This is a genomic window from Planctellipticum variicoloris, from assembly GCF_030622045.1.
In the GTDB taxonomy this organism is placed as follows: Bacteria; Planctomycetota; Planctomycetia; order Planctomycetales; family Planctomycetaceae; genus Planctellipticum; species Planctellipticum variicoloris.
This window is the reverse complement of record NZ_CP130886.1, coordinates 3,338,860-3,355,533: the sequence shown is the minus strand read 5'-3', so window position 1 is coordinate 3,355,533 and position 16,674 is coordinate 3,338,860. Positions and strand designations below refer to the sequence as shown.

Below are 16,674 nucleotides of genomic sequence, written 5' to 3'. Positions count from 1 at the left end.
GTGCTACTGGTCCGATCGATCGACATCGGCCTGAAGCGTTACGGCGACCCTGATCTCCCGGCCGGCGCGACCGACCGTCAGCGAAACCTCCGCCCCGACCTGCTGCTTTTCAAAGACCTTCAGAAGCTCGTTCTTGTCGTGAGTCGGCACGTCGTTGACGCGCAGAATCACATCGCCGATATGAATGCCGCGCCGGTCCGCATACGTCGGGGCCAGTCCGACGGCAGAAGCCGTCGATCCCGGGGCGACCTGCCGGATAAGCACTCCCTCGGACACTCCCAGTCGACGCGCGACCCAGTCTTCGAGGAAGTCGCAGCCAATTCCCGGCCGCACGATCTTACCATGCTCGATGAGCTGCGGCACGTAGTGATTGACCGTATCGACGGGAACCGCGAAGCCGATTCCGGAGTATCGGCCGGACGTACTGTAGATTGCCGTGTTGACTCCGATCATCAAGCCGGCACTGTCGAGCAGGGGGCCGCCGGAATTCCCCGGATTGATGGCCGCGTCCGTCTGAATGACCCCTTCGATGGACCTGCCGCCGTGCGAGGGGATTTCGCGTCCCAGACCGCTGATCACTCCGGTCGTCAAGGTCTGGTCCAGCCCGAATGGATTGCCGATGGCAAAAGTCTTCTGGCCGACCTGCAGATTCTGCGAGGTGCCGATGGCAATCGGAGCGAGCTTGTCCGCCGGTGCGTCGATTTTCAGAACCGCCAGGTCTTTGTCAGCGGCATAGCCGACGAGTCGGGCGTCCCAGGTGGAGCTGTCCGTCAGCGCAACGCGCGCGCCCTGAGCCTCCTTGATGACGTGGAAATTGGTGACGATGTGACCCTGAGCGTCCCAGATGAAACCGCTGCCCGTTCCTTCGGGAATTTCGACCGCCTTGAAGCCGAACAGATCCTGCTGAACTGCGACCGTGGTGATATGGACCACGCTGGGTGACGCCGCCCGGAAGATTTCAATGGTCGATATTTCGTCTGCCGCCAAGTCGCCGCGCGGCGTGATCTCGCGGGGCGTTGCGACGACATGCCGCTGGAACAGGCCGGACGACTGAGCGAGAATCGCGGCGACCGACAGCAGGAGCAGCACCACCAGCCAGACGTTGACTCCCTCCGGCGGAATCGAGCGTCGATGGCGCAGTGCAGGGTCGAGTTCGAGACTCACGACCGGGGTTCCTTGGCGGCTGACACGACTCATCCACCGGTGGCCCCTGAAAGAGGCCGTCGCTTTCCTCAGTTTACTCCAGTCCGTCCAGTTTGTCGCGGAGTGCCACGAACGCCGCCAGAAATCGCTTGCGGGTCTTGCCGCCGACCGAGTCGAATCGCTGCAGAAATTCGTCAGTCATGAGGCTGCTGCAGCGTTCCAGGGCCGATGTCATCCGCTTGACGATCTGTTCGGTCGATGGTTGCTCCTGGGCCTGACGGCTGGACGCATCGGCCGAACGCGGGGGCGTCACTGCGCCATCGTGAAACGGAGCGTACTCGGGGCTTTCGCCAATGTCCCGGGCGACCGACGCTGCAGGCATGGCGAGCTGCGTCTCAGCGTCGGCATCAAACGGCGCGCGGCTCGATTCCGCTCCACCGGCCCTGGCGTCCGCCGGCTGCGGCATTCGAACGAGCGTTGGATCGTCCACGAGCGCGCTGAAGAACTCTTCGTCCGACGGAGCGGTCAGATCCTCGCCGCGCTGCGCCCGGCGCCAGGCCTTCATTTCGGAGACCGTGGCGCCGATGTCCTGCGCCCATTGCAGGCACTCGGCCGCGTCGTCCCAGTTGAGCGAGGTGTAAAAATGCGACCACTTCAGGTCGGCGTAGTTCGCATAAACATCGGAAAATGTTTCCCAGACGCGGCGACGCTGGTATACCTGATCGGGGCTCAAGCCCACGAGCTGTCCGAAGTCGCCGTCCGTTCGTCCGCGGGCGAAGCGCCGAGTCCAGAGTGCAGCGCATTCGCCGACTTCCCAGTTGCAATGGCTGATCGCCATTTGCGCGCGCGAAATCAAGTCCTGTTCGGTATCAGCGGGGGCGACGCCAGCCATCGGCATTCCTTGGGAATTCGCGGAGCTTCCGCGCAACAGAGCAGGTCCGGACTCCGCCGATCGGTTCCCTTCCTGGGAGAGAGCATCCTACTGCTCGACGCGAGTTCGCTCTACTGACGTCGCCCGTCGTGCTGTCGCCTCTGCTGGAGAATCGCGCCGCCACCGATATTTGATAATCGCAACCGTTAAAGTAGTCCGGGGTTACGCCATCTCCCCAATTTCTCTCAGTCGGTTGACCGAACCATTCTCAGTCATTAGCATCCCTCTCGTCGGTTGCAGGTCCTGCTGAACCGGTCGAAAACTCGGTCGATCCGATTCAACCGGCGGGGGGCAGTCATCCGATACAACCCTCGTCGGTCGACGTCGGAAGCCTTGGGGTTGCCTGGTTCGCCTTGTAACTCGAAACTGGTCTGCTGGCGGCTCGACAACAGTGGCTCCGTAGCCAAGTGGCTAAGGCAGTGGATTGCAAATCCACCATCCCCGGTTCGAATCCGGGCGGAGCCTCTTTTTGGCGGACTTCGAATCTGCCCGATGTGAAAAAGCCCCCGCTCTCCTCAGTGGAGAGCGGGGGCTTTTCTGTTCAATGGCGCTGGCCTCGATAGAACACTTGCCTATTTCTTTGCGGCGGCATCGAGATCGCGCAGCATTTCCTCCGTCGGAGCCCGGTCGAGCGGCAGCAGATCGTCGAGCTTGAACCCGTTACGACGCGCCAGATCGAGGGCCTGCCGGGCTTCGGGGAAGCGTTTGAGCTTCCAGAGGCATTCCGCCAGCCGCAGGTGAATTCCCGCCGGGGCGCGGGGTTTTGCCAACGGCGCGATTACCGCCAGCGCCTCCGCAAACTGCCCTTTCGCCAGATAGACCAGCGAGCGGGTATCGACCAGGTCCGGCACTGCGCCTTCGATGGCGATCGCTTCGTTGATCGATTTCTCGGCGGTGTCGAGATCTTCTCCCCGTCGGGCGAGCACGTAGGCCAGATTATTGAGCGCAGCGACGTCTTTCGGATTCTCCGCAACGGCCCGGCGAAACGCGGCGATTGCTCCGTCCGGTTCACCGAGAACGGTCGTCAGCTCGGCCAGCGCGATTTCCATAACCTGTCGATCCGGGGAGTCCGGTTTCGTCGCTTCCTCTGTAATTCGTGCTTGCCACGGTTTAAAGATCTCTCGCCGATCGGACGGAACCATGCGGGCTGCCTGAATCACGACTGCGCACACACCGAGTTTGGGGAGCGTTTGCCAGCTCTGCTCGCACAGCTTGAGTGCTTCTTCGATCCGGTCGTGGCGGACGAGGAAGCGGGCGAGTTGAATTGGCGCCGTCGGGCGCGGCGACTTGGCGACGTACTCTCGATACAATGCCTCAGCGGTGGGCAGTTTCAACTCCTCAAACAGAGCTGCGGCCTGCAGGATCACTTCAAACCGCAGATCTTCCAGCAGCGGTTCCATCGGACCTTGCAGCAGGCTCTTGACCGCATCGTCGCGACGTCCCGCCTGATAGAGGCGAATGGCATCGGCGAGCGCGGCCGAGAGTGCGGCGCTGCTGCGAACCCGCAGATCCCGCTGCAGCCAGTAGAGCAGTTCCGCCAGATTTTCCTGGTCGAGGGCGTCCCGCACGGGATTGTTTGAGGTCCCTTCGACTCGCTGCTTCAGGAACTGCGAGACCAGCGCGGCCGCCTCGTCAACTTTGCCGTCGGCCGCAAGGACGCGAGCATGAATCAGTGCGGTTCGCCAGGAGCCGGGCTCCTGGCGGCGCAGCAGGTCGAGCTGGTTCCTGGCCTCGTCGAGCGTCGTGCCGTCCCTTCCAGCCGAGCGGGCCAGCATGACAATGTAGGCCGCTCGCCCTCGGGCGAATTCGTTATTCGCCGCCAGCAGGTTGCGGAATTCGGCCAGTGCTCCGGCGCGGTCTCCGCCTGCCGCGAGCAGTTCTGCCAGTTGAAGCTGTTCTTCGGCCGTGAGGCCGCCCTGTTTCTGCAGTTCCCGCAGCAGATCGACGCGGCTGGCCTGGGATTCGACGCTGGGCAGCCGTTCCAGCAATTGCAGTTGCAGCCTCAGGTTCTCCGCCGACTTGTCGGCCCCCTGCTCGCGCGCGGTGCGGAGCAGCTCCAGCGAACGCAGCGTATCGTCATAGTTGCCGCCTACGGCCACCGTCAGAGCCTGTCGGCGACGCGCCCAGCGACGGACTTCGTCCGGCACCGCCCGCGTCGGCAACAGCAACTGACTGAGCAGTTCGCCAGCCCGGACGGTCGAGCCGATCCGCACGTAGTGCTCCGCCGCGATCATCAGCATGCTGGTGTCGTCGCCAGCGTTGGCGGCGGATTGAAGAGCTTCTTCATAGGCTTTGGAGGCCGCGGTCAAGTGCTGCTGCCGGCGCTCGGCGTCTGCTGCAGCCAGCAGCTCGTACATCACGCCGCGGGTCAATGACGCCGTCGGTTGCGGCTCGTTCGGAAGCCTGGCGGCCGAATCGGCAATGGTCTGTTCGGCGGCAGCCCAGTTCTTGGTCTGAGCGTAATAGTCGACGAGTTTGACCCAGCCAGCCGGTTCCGCTGGTGCGAGTTCCGTCGTCACCTTCTTCAGCAGGGTTTCCGTCTCTGGCCCGAGGTCGCCGGTAGACATCTTGGCGACTGCCAGCGTGTAGTTGTCACGGAAGCTGCTGGAGTCCCGAGCCAGTTTCGAGAGCAGTTCCATCGCTCGATCATTCTGCCGATTTCTGAGCGCGAGTTCCGACGCGAGCCGCGCCACGTCGCCGGTGATCAGGCTGGCGTTCTGGTCGCCCACGCTCTGCAGAAACTGATTCGCTTCGTCGAATCCCTGCCGGCCACGGTCTCTCAGCAACTGTCCGATTCGAAGGACGACGACCGGAGTCCGGTCGCCCAGCGCAAACGCCTGCTGGTAGCGCTCCAGCGCACGGACGGAATCGCTCTGAAGCTCCGCCAGAATCCCCTGCGCCCGGGGAATTGCCGACCAGTAGGGCCGCAATTTTGCGGCAGCGGTGAGTAAGACTTCAGCGGCCTTGAGATTCTTCGGTCGCGCGGCGTCGTCACCTGGATGCTCCAGCAGCCGCATGGCCTGCAGGTAACCGACATTCCCGGCAGAGGTCCCTTCCAGTTCCTTGATGCTCGCCAGCAGCTTTTCCCAGGCCGGTTCATCCATTGAGCCGCCCGGCTGGCCTGCTGCGGCCAGCATCAACTGGGCGATCTGCAGTCTTGGTTCAAGATTTTCAGGCTGGAGTCGGGAGAGCTCCTCCCAGAACGGCCGGGCGGACTGCGGAGTAGTCGTACGATCGGCCAGTTGGGCCAGGCCGGTCAGCAGTCGAATCCGCTGCGGCTGCGTCAGTCCGGTTCGTTCGCGGGCGATGACGGCCAACCGGTCGCCAGCTTCGCCCGGAAATCGCTGAATCTGCAGACGAGCGTCGGCCAGATCGAGCTCCACGTCGGCGCCGAGATCTTCGCGGGCCGCGGCGAGCAACGACTCCGCCAGCACCAGCCGCTCCGGCTCCGGCAGGTCGAACCGCCCCGAGGCGAAATTGACTTCAGCCACGCGGACTCCCAAGTCCTTGGGGAAGGCCTCCCGCGCCATCTTCAGAGACTGTTCGGCTTCCAGCAGTTTCTGCTGCACCTCGGCCGGATTCTCGATTCCCTGATCGTCAGCCAGCGCTTTGGCCGTTGCTCCCTGCAGGCGTCGCAGTTCCGCCGCCAGCAGAATGGCCCGGACCGTCGTCGGCTTGCGTTCGAGCAAGTATTGGAGCAGGGGCTCGGCACGATCCCATTTGCGTTGCGCCGGCGCCAGGTTGGCGTTGCGGACGATGCGCAGCTCCAGCAGACGCTCGCCGGCACCGGGCAGGACCACGGCCGGAACATACTCGTCAATCGCCTCGTCCAGTCGGCCGACGGCCAGCAGGCTCTCGGCCATCGCCCGGCGGCCTTCGAGCCAGAGCGGATCGAGCTCCACCTGATTCCGCAGCACATCGAGCTGGGCGTCCGGGTTGCCGGTCCGACCCTGGCAGTCGGCCACCAGGAGCGTCACTTGCCGCACCAGCCCCGGCACCGACTTGATCTGCTCCAGCAACTTGACGCCGATCTTTCTGGCGTCGGCGAATTGCTGTTCGAACATCAGGCGGCGGACCTCGAGATAGTCGAGCAGCACCTTGCCGCCGCCGGCCCTCTCAAGCGCCGCGGTCTCGGACTTCAAACTCGCCTGCAGGTCGGCTTGGGCCGCCGGGTCGGCGAGCGCCAGTTGCGAAAGAATCAGGTTGGTCAGGCCGAACCGGGCCTGCACTTCGATCGACTGGAGATCGACATTGTTGGAAGGGACCGTCCAGTTTTCGTCGACCTCGGCTGTCGCGGGTTTTTCTGCACTGCGGGACTTCACCAGATCGGCAATCCCGGCTTTCAACTTGGCTTCAGCCGACTGCAGTTGCTGGAGCTGGGCGGCCTTGTCGGCGTTCTGATCAAGATCCTGCAGGTCGAGCTCCACGCCGGACAGCAGGAACCGGACATCCGGCGGAGTGAGATCCAGGCCGGCGGCAACCGTCTTGCGGGCCAGTTCGCGTGTCGCGGCGAGTTCGTCCGGGGCATACAGGGCGACGACCGCGGCCTTGGCGGAATAGAGGTTCGAGAGCGCCAGCAAAACGTCGGTCTGCCGGGGCGCGGCGTCTGGTCGGGACTGCAGTTCCTGCAACAGACGTTCGGCGCGATCGATCCGCGTCAGTTGATCGCCGCGGACGAACCGGGCCTTCAACTCCTCGCGAGTCACGATTCCATCGTCGTTCAGGTCGGCGAGTGCAGGCAGGTCGGGGGACCAGCGATCGGGACCCTCCAATTGGCCGTTCAAATATTTGGTGGCGCCGCCGATTTCGAATACGGCGCGGACCAGGACTTCCGCTTCCTCCGGAGGGAGCGGGAGGCGGTCGGATTTCTGCTCCAGCGCGGAGAGAAACCGCGCGGCGGCCAGCGTGCTGTCAACTCCGGGCGCCGCGGCCCGCATCGCCTGCAGGACGGCTGCTGCGGCCGTGACGCCGTTGACCACGCGGGAGTCCTCGCGCGGCTTGAGAATTTGCGCGAGATCCTGCCAGGCTGGGCCGTCCGGCTGGGTCTTGGTCGTGAGTGCCACCATCTGATCCGGATGCGTCGTCCAAAGCTCGGCGAGGCCCAGATAGGCCACGACCTGTTGCGGCCATTCCCGGATGGAGGTGAGAAACGCGGCCTGGCTGTCGGGGTATTTTCCTTCGCGATAAAGACAGACGCCTGTCAGGTAGGCCAGTTCCGCGGCGGGTTTGCCGGGTTTGACCTCTTCCTGCAGCAGCTTCAAGTGGCTGCGCGCATCGGTGGAACGGTCCATCCGCATCAGAATCGTGACCAGCTTGTGCCGGATCTCCCGCTGCGCAGGGTCCAGCCGGAGCGATTCTTCGTACGTGCGGAAGAGACGATCGATCTGGGGGCCGCTCTCGGGCTGCTCGGCAACGAGTGCGCCGATGCGGTTGAGGGCCTCCAGTCGGCGTCCCTGGGTGGCCTTCTCGTTCTGGCCGATGCCGCGCCCGAACTCGAGGTACTGGGTGTAATACTGCAGCGCCTCGCTGGCCTTCCCCTGCTCTTCGGCCTTGCGGGCCTGAACCAGATACATCTCGACGTTGTGCCGCACAAAATGGCGGCGGGCGAACCAGGCGCCCCCCCCGAGAACTGCCAGCAGTACGAACGTCCCGAGAAGCAGCCGCATGTTGATCTGCGGCACGACGTCCAGATGATCCGGATGTTCCGGCTGAGCATTCGCGGGTGAAACAGGCGGCGGCACAGTAGTCACAGGCGAGGCATCCTGAGCAGATGGCGGTACAACTCGCGCCGCCAAGAGACGACGGAGCGGTGGTCAGACGCACCAATTATGGCTTAGAGAAACCACGGTTTGCCACGGGCTGCTGCGGAAAAAGCGCAGGAGTGATGAAAACCCCTGTGAGGCCAGCGACGGAAGGGACTGCACAGACAGAAATGTCCGCACCACCCGAAGAAGCGGAGTTCGGAGGGGCGCAGGCCGGTCGGATTCCATTCTCGGGTGGGCAAGACATCCCTTTTTGGCAGACATCGACATTCAAGAAGCGATCCGGGTGGCACGCCCAGAGGCTTTGCGATGGGCGTGTCTTGTCTTGGCCAGCGTCGAAAACCACGCCCATCGAAGACTCTGGGCGTGCCACCCCCCCGTTGGCCGAGAAACACCGTCCCTGGCCCATCAGGCATGAATCGATGTCGCGCAGTGCGTCAGCTCTGGGCGACACATCGCATCAACCCCACACCCAACAAAAACAAAGAGCGGGCGGCTCCAGGGAACCGCCCGCTCAAACTGCATCAGATCAACTCAGACCGACTAGGCAGCCTGCTTGGCCTGCCGACGGCGACGAATTGCCCCAACCGCCATGCCGATGCCGGCAAAACCGGCGAGGGCGAGGGAGGTGGGTTCTGGAACGAGCGGTTGAACGCTTGACTGAACAGAGAATACTTGGCCGTTGAGTACGTTACCCGAATTCAACGTAATGTCAGTCATGATCAGCATCTGTGTCAAGTTGTATCCAGTTGCCGGAATAGTCGCGCCGACCTGCCAGCTTGGAGTGATTGTTTGCGAGGCCACCAGCGACACCGAATTTGTCACTAGAGCGGGCAAGACCGGACTTCCGTCTGGCTTAATATAAATTTCCGCGTGAGCCATTCCGGATGTTACCGGGTTGGACGTGCTGCCGTTGGTGGAGGTTAGAGAGGCGACTGCTGTTAATCCGGATCCAGTCGGGACCGTGAATAGAGACATTGGCTGAAGATCCAGCAATGCCGACTCGGCATTGGTCAATAGAAATCCGGTGTTTTCAAACATGACACTGTTGGCCGTGTCGAAAATGCCACCAGTCATTTGATCTACCACTGCCATTGTGACTGTTAGTCCTTTGACAGTGGAAACCCCAACACGTGAGTAGAGAGTCAACGATGTTGTGATTGAGCCAACCTGAGCCACGCCAGGCCAATTGGTGGAAATCAAGTTCAATGAACCACCACTGTAGCCATCAGTATTAAACAGCCAGTTGTCAGACCTTAATAGCGACCCGGTGCTTGGCAAAGCGATTGTACCGCCGCTCCCGCCTGGAGATGAGGATCCGATATAGTAAGTAGCCGTATTCGTACCGTCTGAGATCGAAACTCGGAACGCGGCCTCGGATACATTTGAGAATGCCATGGCAACCATCGCCACAGCCAGAATCATCAACTTCTTCATTTGCCCGCCCTTCGAGAAATTTAACCGGCAGAAATCCTGCCGATTGTTTCGCTTGTTCCGTGTCACCCGACCATTCCACCTTGGAAAGCCGGGCGGAGTGCCAGAGATCCTAAAGTCACCTCAACCCTGTCGCCAGCCGAAAAATCTCCATTTTCCGCAAACCCCCGAAAACATCCCAGATTTCCTGAAGCTCAGGGGGAGATTGGGGCGGCATACAGCGCAAGCGTGACCTAGGGCGGGCGACACTGGCCGGAACGGGGGGCGGGAGGAACGGCAAGATGCTGGCCGTGATGCAGCCAGGCCGTCAACGTGGGGAGCGGCAACTCGGGAGTCCCGAGACAGGCCGCCGCAGGGACCGACGAGGGGCCGGAATCCGTCGAGTTGGATCCGGCCGCCATGCCAGTCGTCTCGGTCACGCCCGGTTCCTCGGGCGGATCGGACGGTTCTTGATTTTGATCGGCGGGAACCGACGGCAATGCGCTGGAACCTCGCGATTCCCAGTCGGTCGTGGCGTCTACTGGACCGCCATCAATCGCAAGCAGGCTCGGGTCGGGTTCCACCAGCTTCGCATGGATGAACGACGCCTGCACGTTGCCGGAAAACAACCACAGACCACACGCCGCGGTGCAGCAAAGCCACACCGCCCTGCGCAGGGCTCTCGTTGCTTCGGACGTGGTCGACACTTCGTACATGCAGTTACGGCCCGCAATGCTGAGAAATCACAGTTCCGGCGACCTGTCACACGATGGGCGTCGTGACGAGAGGTCCTCGTTCTGCAACCGGCAAGAAGCACAATCCGGACCGGACTTCGCTTCCTGACCCAGCGGCGTCGATTCTACGAGGCAGCCGGCGGTCCGCAAGCCTCATTTTTGCTGGAATCGGCAAAGATGGAGAAAACCCCTAGATTCGCAAAACGGTCCAAGGTGAAATCCGGTCCGCGGGAGGCGAAATGAGCTAAGGGGCAGGTTGGGTGGCACGCCCAGAGGCCTTGCGATGGGCGTGTCTTTGGTTGGAAAGCCTCGAAAACCACGCCGATTCCTCGTTCCCAGGCTCTGCCTGGGAATGCGTCTTTGGACGCTCTGCGTCCTCTTTATCTTCCTCTTCATCTTCCTCTTCGTCCACTTCATCGTCGTCGCCCACAGACGCGAGGCAGAGCCTGGGCTGCGCGAAATCCGTCGTTTTCAGGGGCAATTGGCCTCGGCGAATCGTCGCGTTTTTGTTCCACTGGGCTTTTTGTTCAAGGAGGAACGTCATGACCTGCGAAACCAGCGAAACAGCCGTCGCCCGGTATTCGTCGCCGGCGGGCAAGTTGGTGCGGTTCTTCGAGCGGAGTCGCAATCGGTGGAAGGCGAAGTCCGGCCAGTGGAAGCGAACCTGCAAGCTCCTGCAGAACCAGACCCGCGCCGTCGAGAAGAGCCGCGCGATGTGGCGCACGCGGGCCGCCGCGGCCGAACGCCGCGCGGCGGACCTGGAACGTGAGATCGCCGCCTTAAAATCCGGGCGCTGACCGGGTCGCCGACGCAGCCCCTGGCCCCCTCCCGGACGCCGTCCGACCGGCCCATCATGCGTATTCGGCAGCGGCCATCGGCCTGACGTTGCAGTTCTGTCTGGCCGGAGCGGTCAGCTTTCGCGGCTGCCGGGCGGTGGTCGAACTGCTGCGGGACAGCCTGCCCCAGTTCCGGGGGGCTCCTGCGGCCAATACTGCGGAAGCGTGGCTGCTGCGGCTGGGACTGCACGAGTTGCGGCGGCCCAAGGAATTCGCCGCCGACTGGGTGTTCCTCGTCGACCACACGCTGCAACTGGGGTCGCGGAAGTGTCTGGTCATCGCGGGGCTGCGATTGTCGGCGTGGAAAGCGCTGACGGCGCCGCTGACGCACCAGGATCTGACGCTGCTGGCGCTGCAGCCGGTCGAAAAATCCAGCGGCGAGATCGTCCAGCGGCAGCTCGCGGCTGCGGCCGGGCTGGTCGGCGTGCCGGCCGCCATCCTCAGCGACGAGGGTTCGGATCTTCTCGGCGGCGCTCAGCGTTTCCGCGAACAGCACCCGACGACGCAGGTGCTGCACGACATCGCCCACAAGACGGCGATCGTGCTCAAGCACGAACTGCTCGCCGATCCGCGGTGGATCGCGTTCGTCAAACACTGCGGGCAGACGCAGCCACGGGTGAAGCAGACGGAACTCGGACACCTTGCTCCCCCCACGCAGAAAGTCAAAGGGCGTTACTTGAACTTGGGGCCGCTGATCGGCTGGGGCGCCCGCATGCTGCGGCTGATCGACACGCCCGCGGCCGAACGTCCCGCGGGTCTCGACCTGACGCGGCTCGAGGAGAAGTTCGGCTGGATCCGCGACTTCCGGGAGGCGCTCGTGGACTGGAACGACTTGCAGGCGGTCAAGGACCACATGCTGGAGTTCCTGCGCGTGGCGGGCTACCACGCCGCCGCCGGCGAGACGCTGCGCCGGCAACTGGAGACGGTGGCCCGAACGCCTGCCGGTGAGCGTGCGGCGGCGCGGCTGGTGGAGTTCGTGAGCGAGCAGTCGAGCGGCGTGCTCCCCGGACAGAGTCTGCCGGCCAGCAGCGAAGTGCTGGAATCGCTGATCGGCAAGGGCAAGCGTTTGCAGGGCCAGCACAGCCGCGGCGGCTTTACGAAACTGATTCTGGGGATGGCCGCGTCGGTCGTGCGGATCAGCGAGGAAAAGATCTGCGAAGCCCTGAACGCCGTGCGGCATCGCGACCTGCTCGCGTGGATCGACGACCACTTAGGCAAGTCGCTGACAGCCCAGCGCCGCCAGGCCCTCCCCGTCCTTCCAGGAACAAAAGCCGGATCAACCGGGACCGCCAACAATTGACGATTTCGCGCAGCCCAGGCTCCGCCTGGGAATGCTTCTTTGGACGCTCAAGCGTCCTCTTCAATCATCATCCGGTGACGCGAGGCAGAGCCTCGCAAGAGGGGGTTCCCAGGCAGAGCCTGGGAACCAGTGATTATTGCTCGTAGCCGGGGGCCGTTGTGCCGGGCGCCGGGGGCGGAACCAGCGGGCTGGCCTGCGGAGGAAGTCCGTCCATCTGCGGCGTCGGGCTCGACCAGTTCGGCGTCCCCGGATCGTCGATGCGGTAGCAAGGGGCCGTGGGCGGGAACTTGTTCCAGCAGGTTTCGTGGAAGCCGAACGTCGGCGAGCAGTAAGGCGGGCAGACGGTCAGGCAAGTCCGTTTATTCTTGGAAAATTTACCAGCGCTGAGCGGCTTGTCGGACTGCCCGAAGCCGCACGTCTCTTTACAGCCGTTGATAAATCGGCTGAACACCCCTTCGCGCTCGTAACCGCCGTTGTACGGAACGCTCTGCAGGCCGTGGCAGGAGCCGTCCGGACAGCCGGCATACCCTTCCTGGGCTGGAGCGGGCGCGGCGGCCAGCATAAGTCCGGCAATCACGCCGGCTTGAGCCAGTGCCCGGCAACGAGCGAGAATTGTGGTCATCCGTGACATTTCGGCATTCCTGGGCGGAAAGTGTGTGCGTTGAAGGAGGCAGACTCGCCGGGCGTTAGCGGCGGCCGCCGAAGTAGCCCCGGGTATTCAGAAACGAAGTGGAATGGCCGGACGCCGAGAGTTTCCCTGAGGGCATTTCTTTCTCGGTCGTCGTCAGCCGCTTATCGAGGCCGCGAATGGCGGCGGCGTTGGCCGCCTCGGCGGCCCGAAATTCCTGCTGCGGGCGAATCTGACCGTAGTAGGTGATCGCCGGGTCCTGGTTGATGTTGTTCAGCAGATTGATGTAGGGGCTCACGGTCGGTCGATTCGGCCGATTGAACTGCGGCGGGGCGGCACAGGCCGATTCGACGGCCAGCGATGTGACCGCTGCAATTGACATTGCCATGAGAAACAGGCGATTCATGATTCACTCCTCGGAGTCGGGCGGCGGCAACTGCTGTCTGTTGTCAGGCACTGACAATGTCGAGGATACCGTCTCGCCGCAGCAACTCCAGCGGAAAACCCGCCCCAGTGTGCCGCCGCGAAGATTCGAGCAAGATGGTTATGGGGTCGGAGTCTGGATGACGGTGTTGGCGCCGCCATTGTTACCGTAGCTATTGTAAAATTGAATCCGGGACACCGCACTGACTCCGAGCATCGTGATGCCGATGATCCGTTCGATTGGGGCGAAGACCTTGGCCATCAACGTGTCGGCCTGGATCAGTCGGTCGGCCTCAATGTAGATCCGGTCGCCGGGCAGGATCTGGTAATTCGTATCGGTCACGCCGAGCGAGGCGATGTCCGCCCATTCGACTTCCATGATCTGAGCGCAGCCGCCGCCGGCCGGAGCCGGTCGAGCGATCCAGATATGTTTCGAAGAGACCGATGAGAGCCCTTGGATCTGAGCGATCGCGTCCAAGACCGTCTCGTTGCCGGTGCATGGGAGGCGGGCGACCTGCTCGCCGCTGCCGCCGCCGTCGGTGATCACATAGTAGACCTTGCTGTTGTATGCAAGAACGTCGACGCGGACTTCCGGCTGCTGGATGTGTCGCGCAAGGTGCCGCTCGACGGCCGCTTTGACTTCTTCGAGCGTCATCCCGGCGACGTGGACGTCGCCATAGACCCCGAGTGAGACCGTTCCGTCGGGGCGGACGAGGTGTTCGCCTTCGATCGGTTGTCGGCCGGTGATATCTGGGAGCGACACAGTCAGTTCCGGGTCGGTCAGGCCGATATTGAGCCGGAGGTGATCGAGAATGGCCTGCTGAGCCTGCGGCACCGTCATGCCGAGGACCGCCACCTGGCCGTAGGCCGGTCCGAGGTCGACTTTGCCGTTGGCGGTGATCAGGTAGGTACCGCGCAGAATCTTAAACTGAGCTTCCATCTGGAGTTCCGCTTCGTACACGAGCGGATTGGCCATCGGATCCCCTTGGGGATCGAGGGGCAGGCCGTTTTTCAATTGAATCAGGAGTTGATCGCCCACCCGGAGGGGGGCGTCGGCCGTGCGGATGTTGTTGACCGCTTCGATGACGAGGATATCGGGAGCTGCCACACGGTATGTCGGAAGCGTGCGCATGTCCAGTTCTTTGGGGGCTTCGGCCACCGGAGGCAGGAGCGCTCGATTCTGGCGGGGATGGGCGCAGCCGATTGTCAGCGAGAGCGCGACAAGGGCGGATGTGGAGGCGAGGGTCAACCGCCGAAGTGATTTCGTATGGACCGAGGTCAAGCGACTCATTTCGCCCCCGCTGGCCGTGGCAATGAACAGTCGACGCGGCTCCGCATTCCGTTGCAGCGGCCCGCATCCGTTTCAAATATCGGACGGTCTGGACGGAACGTTCAGCGAAATTGGCGCAACTGGAGTTCGGAGGGGAAGTCGTAAAGTGAGATAAGCGAGCCGGATCGCCAAATTCGTGTTTCTACTGGCAAACGGACGTTGCGTCCTTTCAACGCTTCGTTAACAATAGTTATCGACGACCGCGCTCGCAGAAGGGGGAACACAGCGAAACCACGTGATTCCCTGGGATTCAGTGAGTTGAGCCTGAGCGGCACCGTGTTTGCAATTCTGATGGGATGCGTCGAGTTGTAAAGATGGGTGGAGTGGGTGGTGGCGGGCTGCCGTCTGCGCCATGTCACGCGGAGCGTAATTGAGATGAAGACCTTCACGCAATTCTGGGCCGATGAGCGCGGTTTTGTCGTATCGAGCGAACTGGTGCTGATTGCGACGATCGTCGTGATCGGGTTGCTGGCCGGGCTGACGACGCTGCGAGATCAGGTGGCGCTGGAGATGGGGGATTTCTCGCAGGCGATCGGATTTTCGAGTCAGAGTTACTCGTATACCGGAGTGACTTCACACAGTGGCTCTACGGCGGGTTCGCAATTGACGGATTCGCAGGATTTTTGCCAGTTGAGAGTTGTGAATGATCTTGGTGGTGTCTTCATTCAGCCGGCGGTCAATCCGAATATCGTGGCGACTCCGGAATAGTGAGATCCGGGTGGCTTCCAAAGTTTCTGGTGCGGTCGATTAATAATGGGTATTCAAATGCGCGAAGCGAAATTCGGCCTCTTGGCCGTCTTGTTGTTCGGCGGAGTGGCCGACGCCGCCCCGATTGTTGGTATTGATCTGCCAACTGCTGTGAACTCCGTTCCGGGGTCATTTGCAACCGATCATCAGCGCGTGCAATTGTCTGCTGCGACGAACGCCTACACTGCACAGCAGAGCTTCTTGAGCAGTATTCCCGGTGCCGTCTGGGGGCTTGAGACATTTGAGGAATTCAAGAACTATCCGGTGGGACTGGGTCGATATGTCGATGTAACTGGTGCCGGGGTTACACAGCAGACACCGGTGATCCCAACGAACGGGTTGACATTTACAGGGACTGCGATCACGGCGAGCGTCAGCGACGGTGGCCTGACCGATGGTTCGGTTCCTCTGTTCAATCTGGAGTCTCAGGTCATCGACGTGGCTAATCCGAACGCCGGGTTCGGTCGGAATAACACGACGCTAGGTGGTTCTATGTTCCTGACGTCTGGTTTCAGTCAGTTGAACTCAAATCCCAACGGTCTGTCGAGGTTGAGCGTTCTGAATTTGGAGTTCTCGAATCAGATCAGTGCGTTTGGCTTCTTTATTGACGATCTGTTTGATCAGGGGGCGAATACGTTTGTTGATGTGAAAGACGGTGTTGGCGGTATCATTGGAAGTTACAATCTGTTCGATCTGATGTCTGCAGCCAATCCGAGTCTGACTGCGATTCAGCCCCCTCCCCAAGTTGGAAGCCCAAATACCAACACCGGCGACCTTGCGTTCTTTGGTTTCTCACTGCCAACTGCAGATGTGAAGTCGATTACCGTTTACAGCGTTGGCGGGGAGACAGACATCTACGGGATTGACGATATTTACATCACGTCGACTACCCGCCAGCCGCCTCCAGTCGTTCCCGAGCCTTCGACGCTGGCGCTCGCCGGACTCGCGCTGGCTGGCATTCCGCTCCGGTTCCGCCGGCGCAAGGCCGCCTGACAGGCGTGTCCGTCTGCCAATTCTACAAAGCAGCCCAACCTCCTGCCTCCTGGTTGGGCTGCTGGCATTTCCGGGGTGCGGGCAGCGTGGCCGCTGAGCCGTCCAGTCGATCACGGCCATGGTCGTCGAGACCAGGCGTAACGTCTGGGTGGCTGCGGTACGCTTGCGCGTTGTGAGAAAACCCCAACTCGTCACAACCGCAGCCGGCGTCGCACAATGCAGCACCGTCTGCATTGTATCTGTGCAATTCCCAAGAGGTTGGAGGAAATTCCCGTTCGATCGTTCGGCCTGTGACGTGGTGGAACGGCAACTTGAGCGAATTTCCTCTGAACATTCCGGTCCGTCGTTGCCTTCCCGCCGCATCCGGCTGAAAATCAGGTTATCCTAGACGGGACTGCCGATTGGGCGTCCTCGGGATTTTCAGCAGGAGGAAC

At 62.1% G+C, this 16,674-nt stretch carries 13 protein-coding genes and 1 tRNA gene; 5 read left to right on the top strand and 9 right to left on the bottom strand.

Features of this window, described 5'->3' with window-relative positions:
* Positions 1-3: 3 nt before the first annotated feature.
* Positions 4-1,164, bottom strand: coding sequence for a S1C family serine protease (locus SH412_RS12945; protein WP_336523937.1), 1,161 nt, complete (start codon positions 1,162-1,164; stop codon positions 4-6).
* Between the two features lie 73 nt (positions 1,165-1,237).
* Positions 1,238-2,035 carry a hypothetical protein gene (locus SH412_RS12940; protein WP_336523936.1) on the bottom strand — a complete coding sequence of 266 codons (798 nt, stop codon included), beginning with the start codon at positions 2,033-2,035 and terminating at the stop codon, positions 1,238-1,240.
* A 432-nt stretch (positions 2,036-2,467) separates the two neighbouring features.
* Here SH412_RS12940 and SH412_RS12935 point away from each other — a divergent pair.
* A tRNA-Cys gene (locus SH412_RS12935) sits at positions 2,468-2,539 on the top strand.
* Between the two features lie 107 nt (positions 2,540-2,646).
* On the opposite strand, the gene SH412_RS12930 is transcribed toward SH412_RS12935, so the two are convergent.
* From SH412_RS12930 to SH412_RS12915, 4 genes are all read right to left on the bottom strand, one after another.
* Positions 2,647-7,824 (bottom strand): tetratricopeptide repeat protein, encoded by a 5,178-nt coding sequence (locus SH412_RS12930; protein WP_336523935.1) that lies wholly within the window; start codon positions 7,822-7,824, stop codon positions 2,647-2,649.
* A 555-nt stretch (positions 7,825-8,379) separates the two neighbouring features.
* Entirely contained in the window at positions 8,380-9,273 is an 894-nt protein-coding gene (locus SH412_RS12925; RefSeq protein ID WP_336523934.1) for a PEP-CTERM sorting domain-containing protein, read from the bottom strand.
* A gap of 230 nt (positions 9,274-9,503) precedes the next feature.
* Positions 9,504-9,965, bottom strand: a complete 462-nt coding sequence (locus SH412_RS12920; RefSeq protein ID WP_336523933.1) for a hypothetical protein — start codon at positions 9,963-9,965, stop codon at positions 9,504-9,506.
* 262 nt (positions 9,966-10,227) lie between these two features.
* Positions 10,228-10,527, bottom strand: coding sequence for a hypothetical protein (locus tag SH412_RS12915; RefSeq protein WP_336523932.1), 300 nt, complete (start codon positions 10,525-10,527; stop codon positions 10,228-10,230).
* On the opposite strand from SH412_RS12915, the gene SH412_RS12910 reads away from it, so the two are divergent.
* Entirely contained in the window at positions 10,526-10,780 is a 255-nt protein-coding gene (locus SH412_RS12910) for a hypothetical protein (RefSeq protein ID WP_336518717.1), read from the top strand. The two genes, SH412_RS12915 and SH412_RS12910, sit on opposite strands and share 2 nt — an antisense overlap.
* A gap of 88 nt (positions 10,781-10,868) precedes the next feature.
* A complete protein-coding gene (locus SH412_RS12905; protein WP_336518718.1) occupies positions 10,869-12,119 on the top strand; it encodes a hypothetical protein in 1,251 nt (416 codons plus the stop codon).
* Between the two features lie 133 nt (positions 12,120-12,252).
* Here SH412_RS12905 and SH412_RS12900 read toward each other — a convergent pair whose 3' ends face one another.
* The 3 genes from SH412_RS12900 to SH412_RS12890 all read right to left on the bottom strand — a co-directional run bounded on the left by SH412_RS12900 (position 12,253) and on the right by SH412_RS12890 (position 14,461).
* The gene (locus SH412_RS12900; protein WP_336523931.1) at positions 12,253-12,741 is read right to left on the bottom strand and encodes a hypothetical protein; all 489 of its coding nucleotides are present in this window, start codon (positions 12,739-12,741) and stop codon (positions 12,253-12,255) included.
* A 64-nt stretch (positions 12,742-12,805) separates the two neighbouring features.
* Positions 12,806-13,153, bottom strand: a complete 348-nt coding sequence (locus SH412_RS12895; protein ID WP_336523930.1) for a hypothetical protein — start codon at positions 13,151-13,153, stop codon at positions 12,806-12,808.
* Positions 13,154-13,291: 138 nt separating this feature from the next.
* Entirely contained in the window at positions 13,292-14,461 is a 1,170-nt protein-coding gene (locus tag SH412_RS12890; protein ID WP_336523929.1) for a polysaccharide biosynthesis/export family protein, read from the bottom strand.
* Positions 14,462-14,875: 414 nt separating this feature from the next.
* Here SH412_RS12890 and SH412_RS12885 point away from each other — a divergent pair, with 414 nt between their 5' ends.
* Both SH412_RS12885 and SH412_RS12880 read left to right on the top strand, forming a co-directional pair.
* On the top strand, positions 14,876-15,208 hold the full coding sequence (locus SH412_RS12885) for a Flp family type IVb pilin (RefSeq protein ID WP_336523928.1): 333 nt from the start codon (positions 14,876-14,878) through the stop codon (positions 15,206-15,208).
* Between the two features lie 57 nt (positions 15,209-15,265).
* The gene (locus SH412_RS12880; protein ID WP_336523927.1) at positions 15,266-16,240 is read left to right on the top strand and encodes a PEP-CTERM sorting domain-containing protein; all 975 of its coding nucleotides are present in this window, start codon (positions 15,266-15,268) and stop codon (positions 16,238-16,240) included.
* The last annotated feature ends 434 nt before the right edge of the window (positions 16,241-16,674 follow it).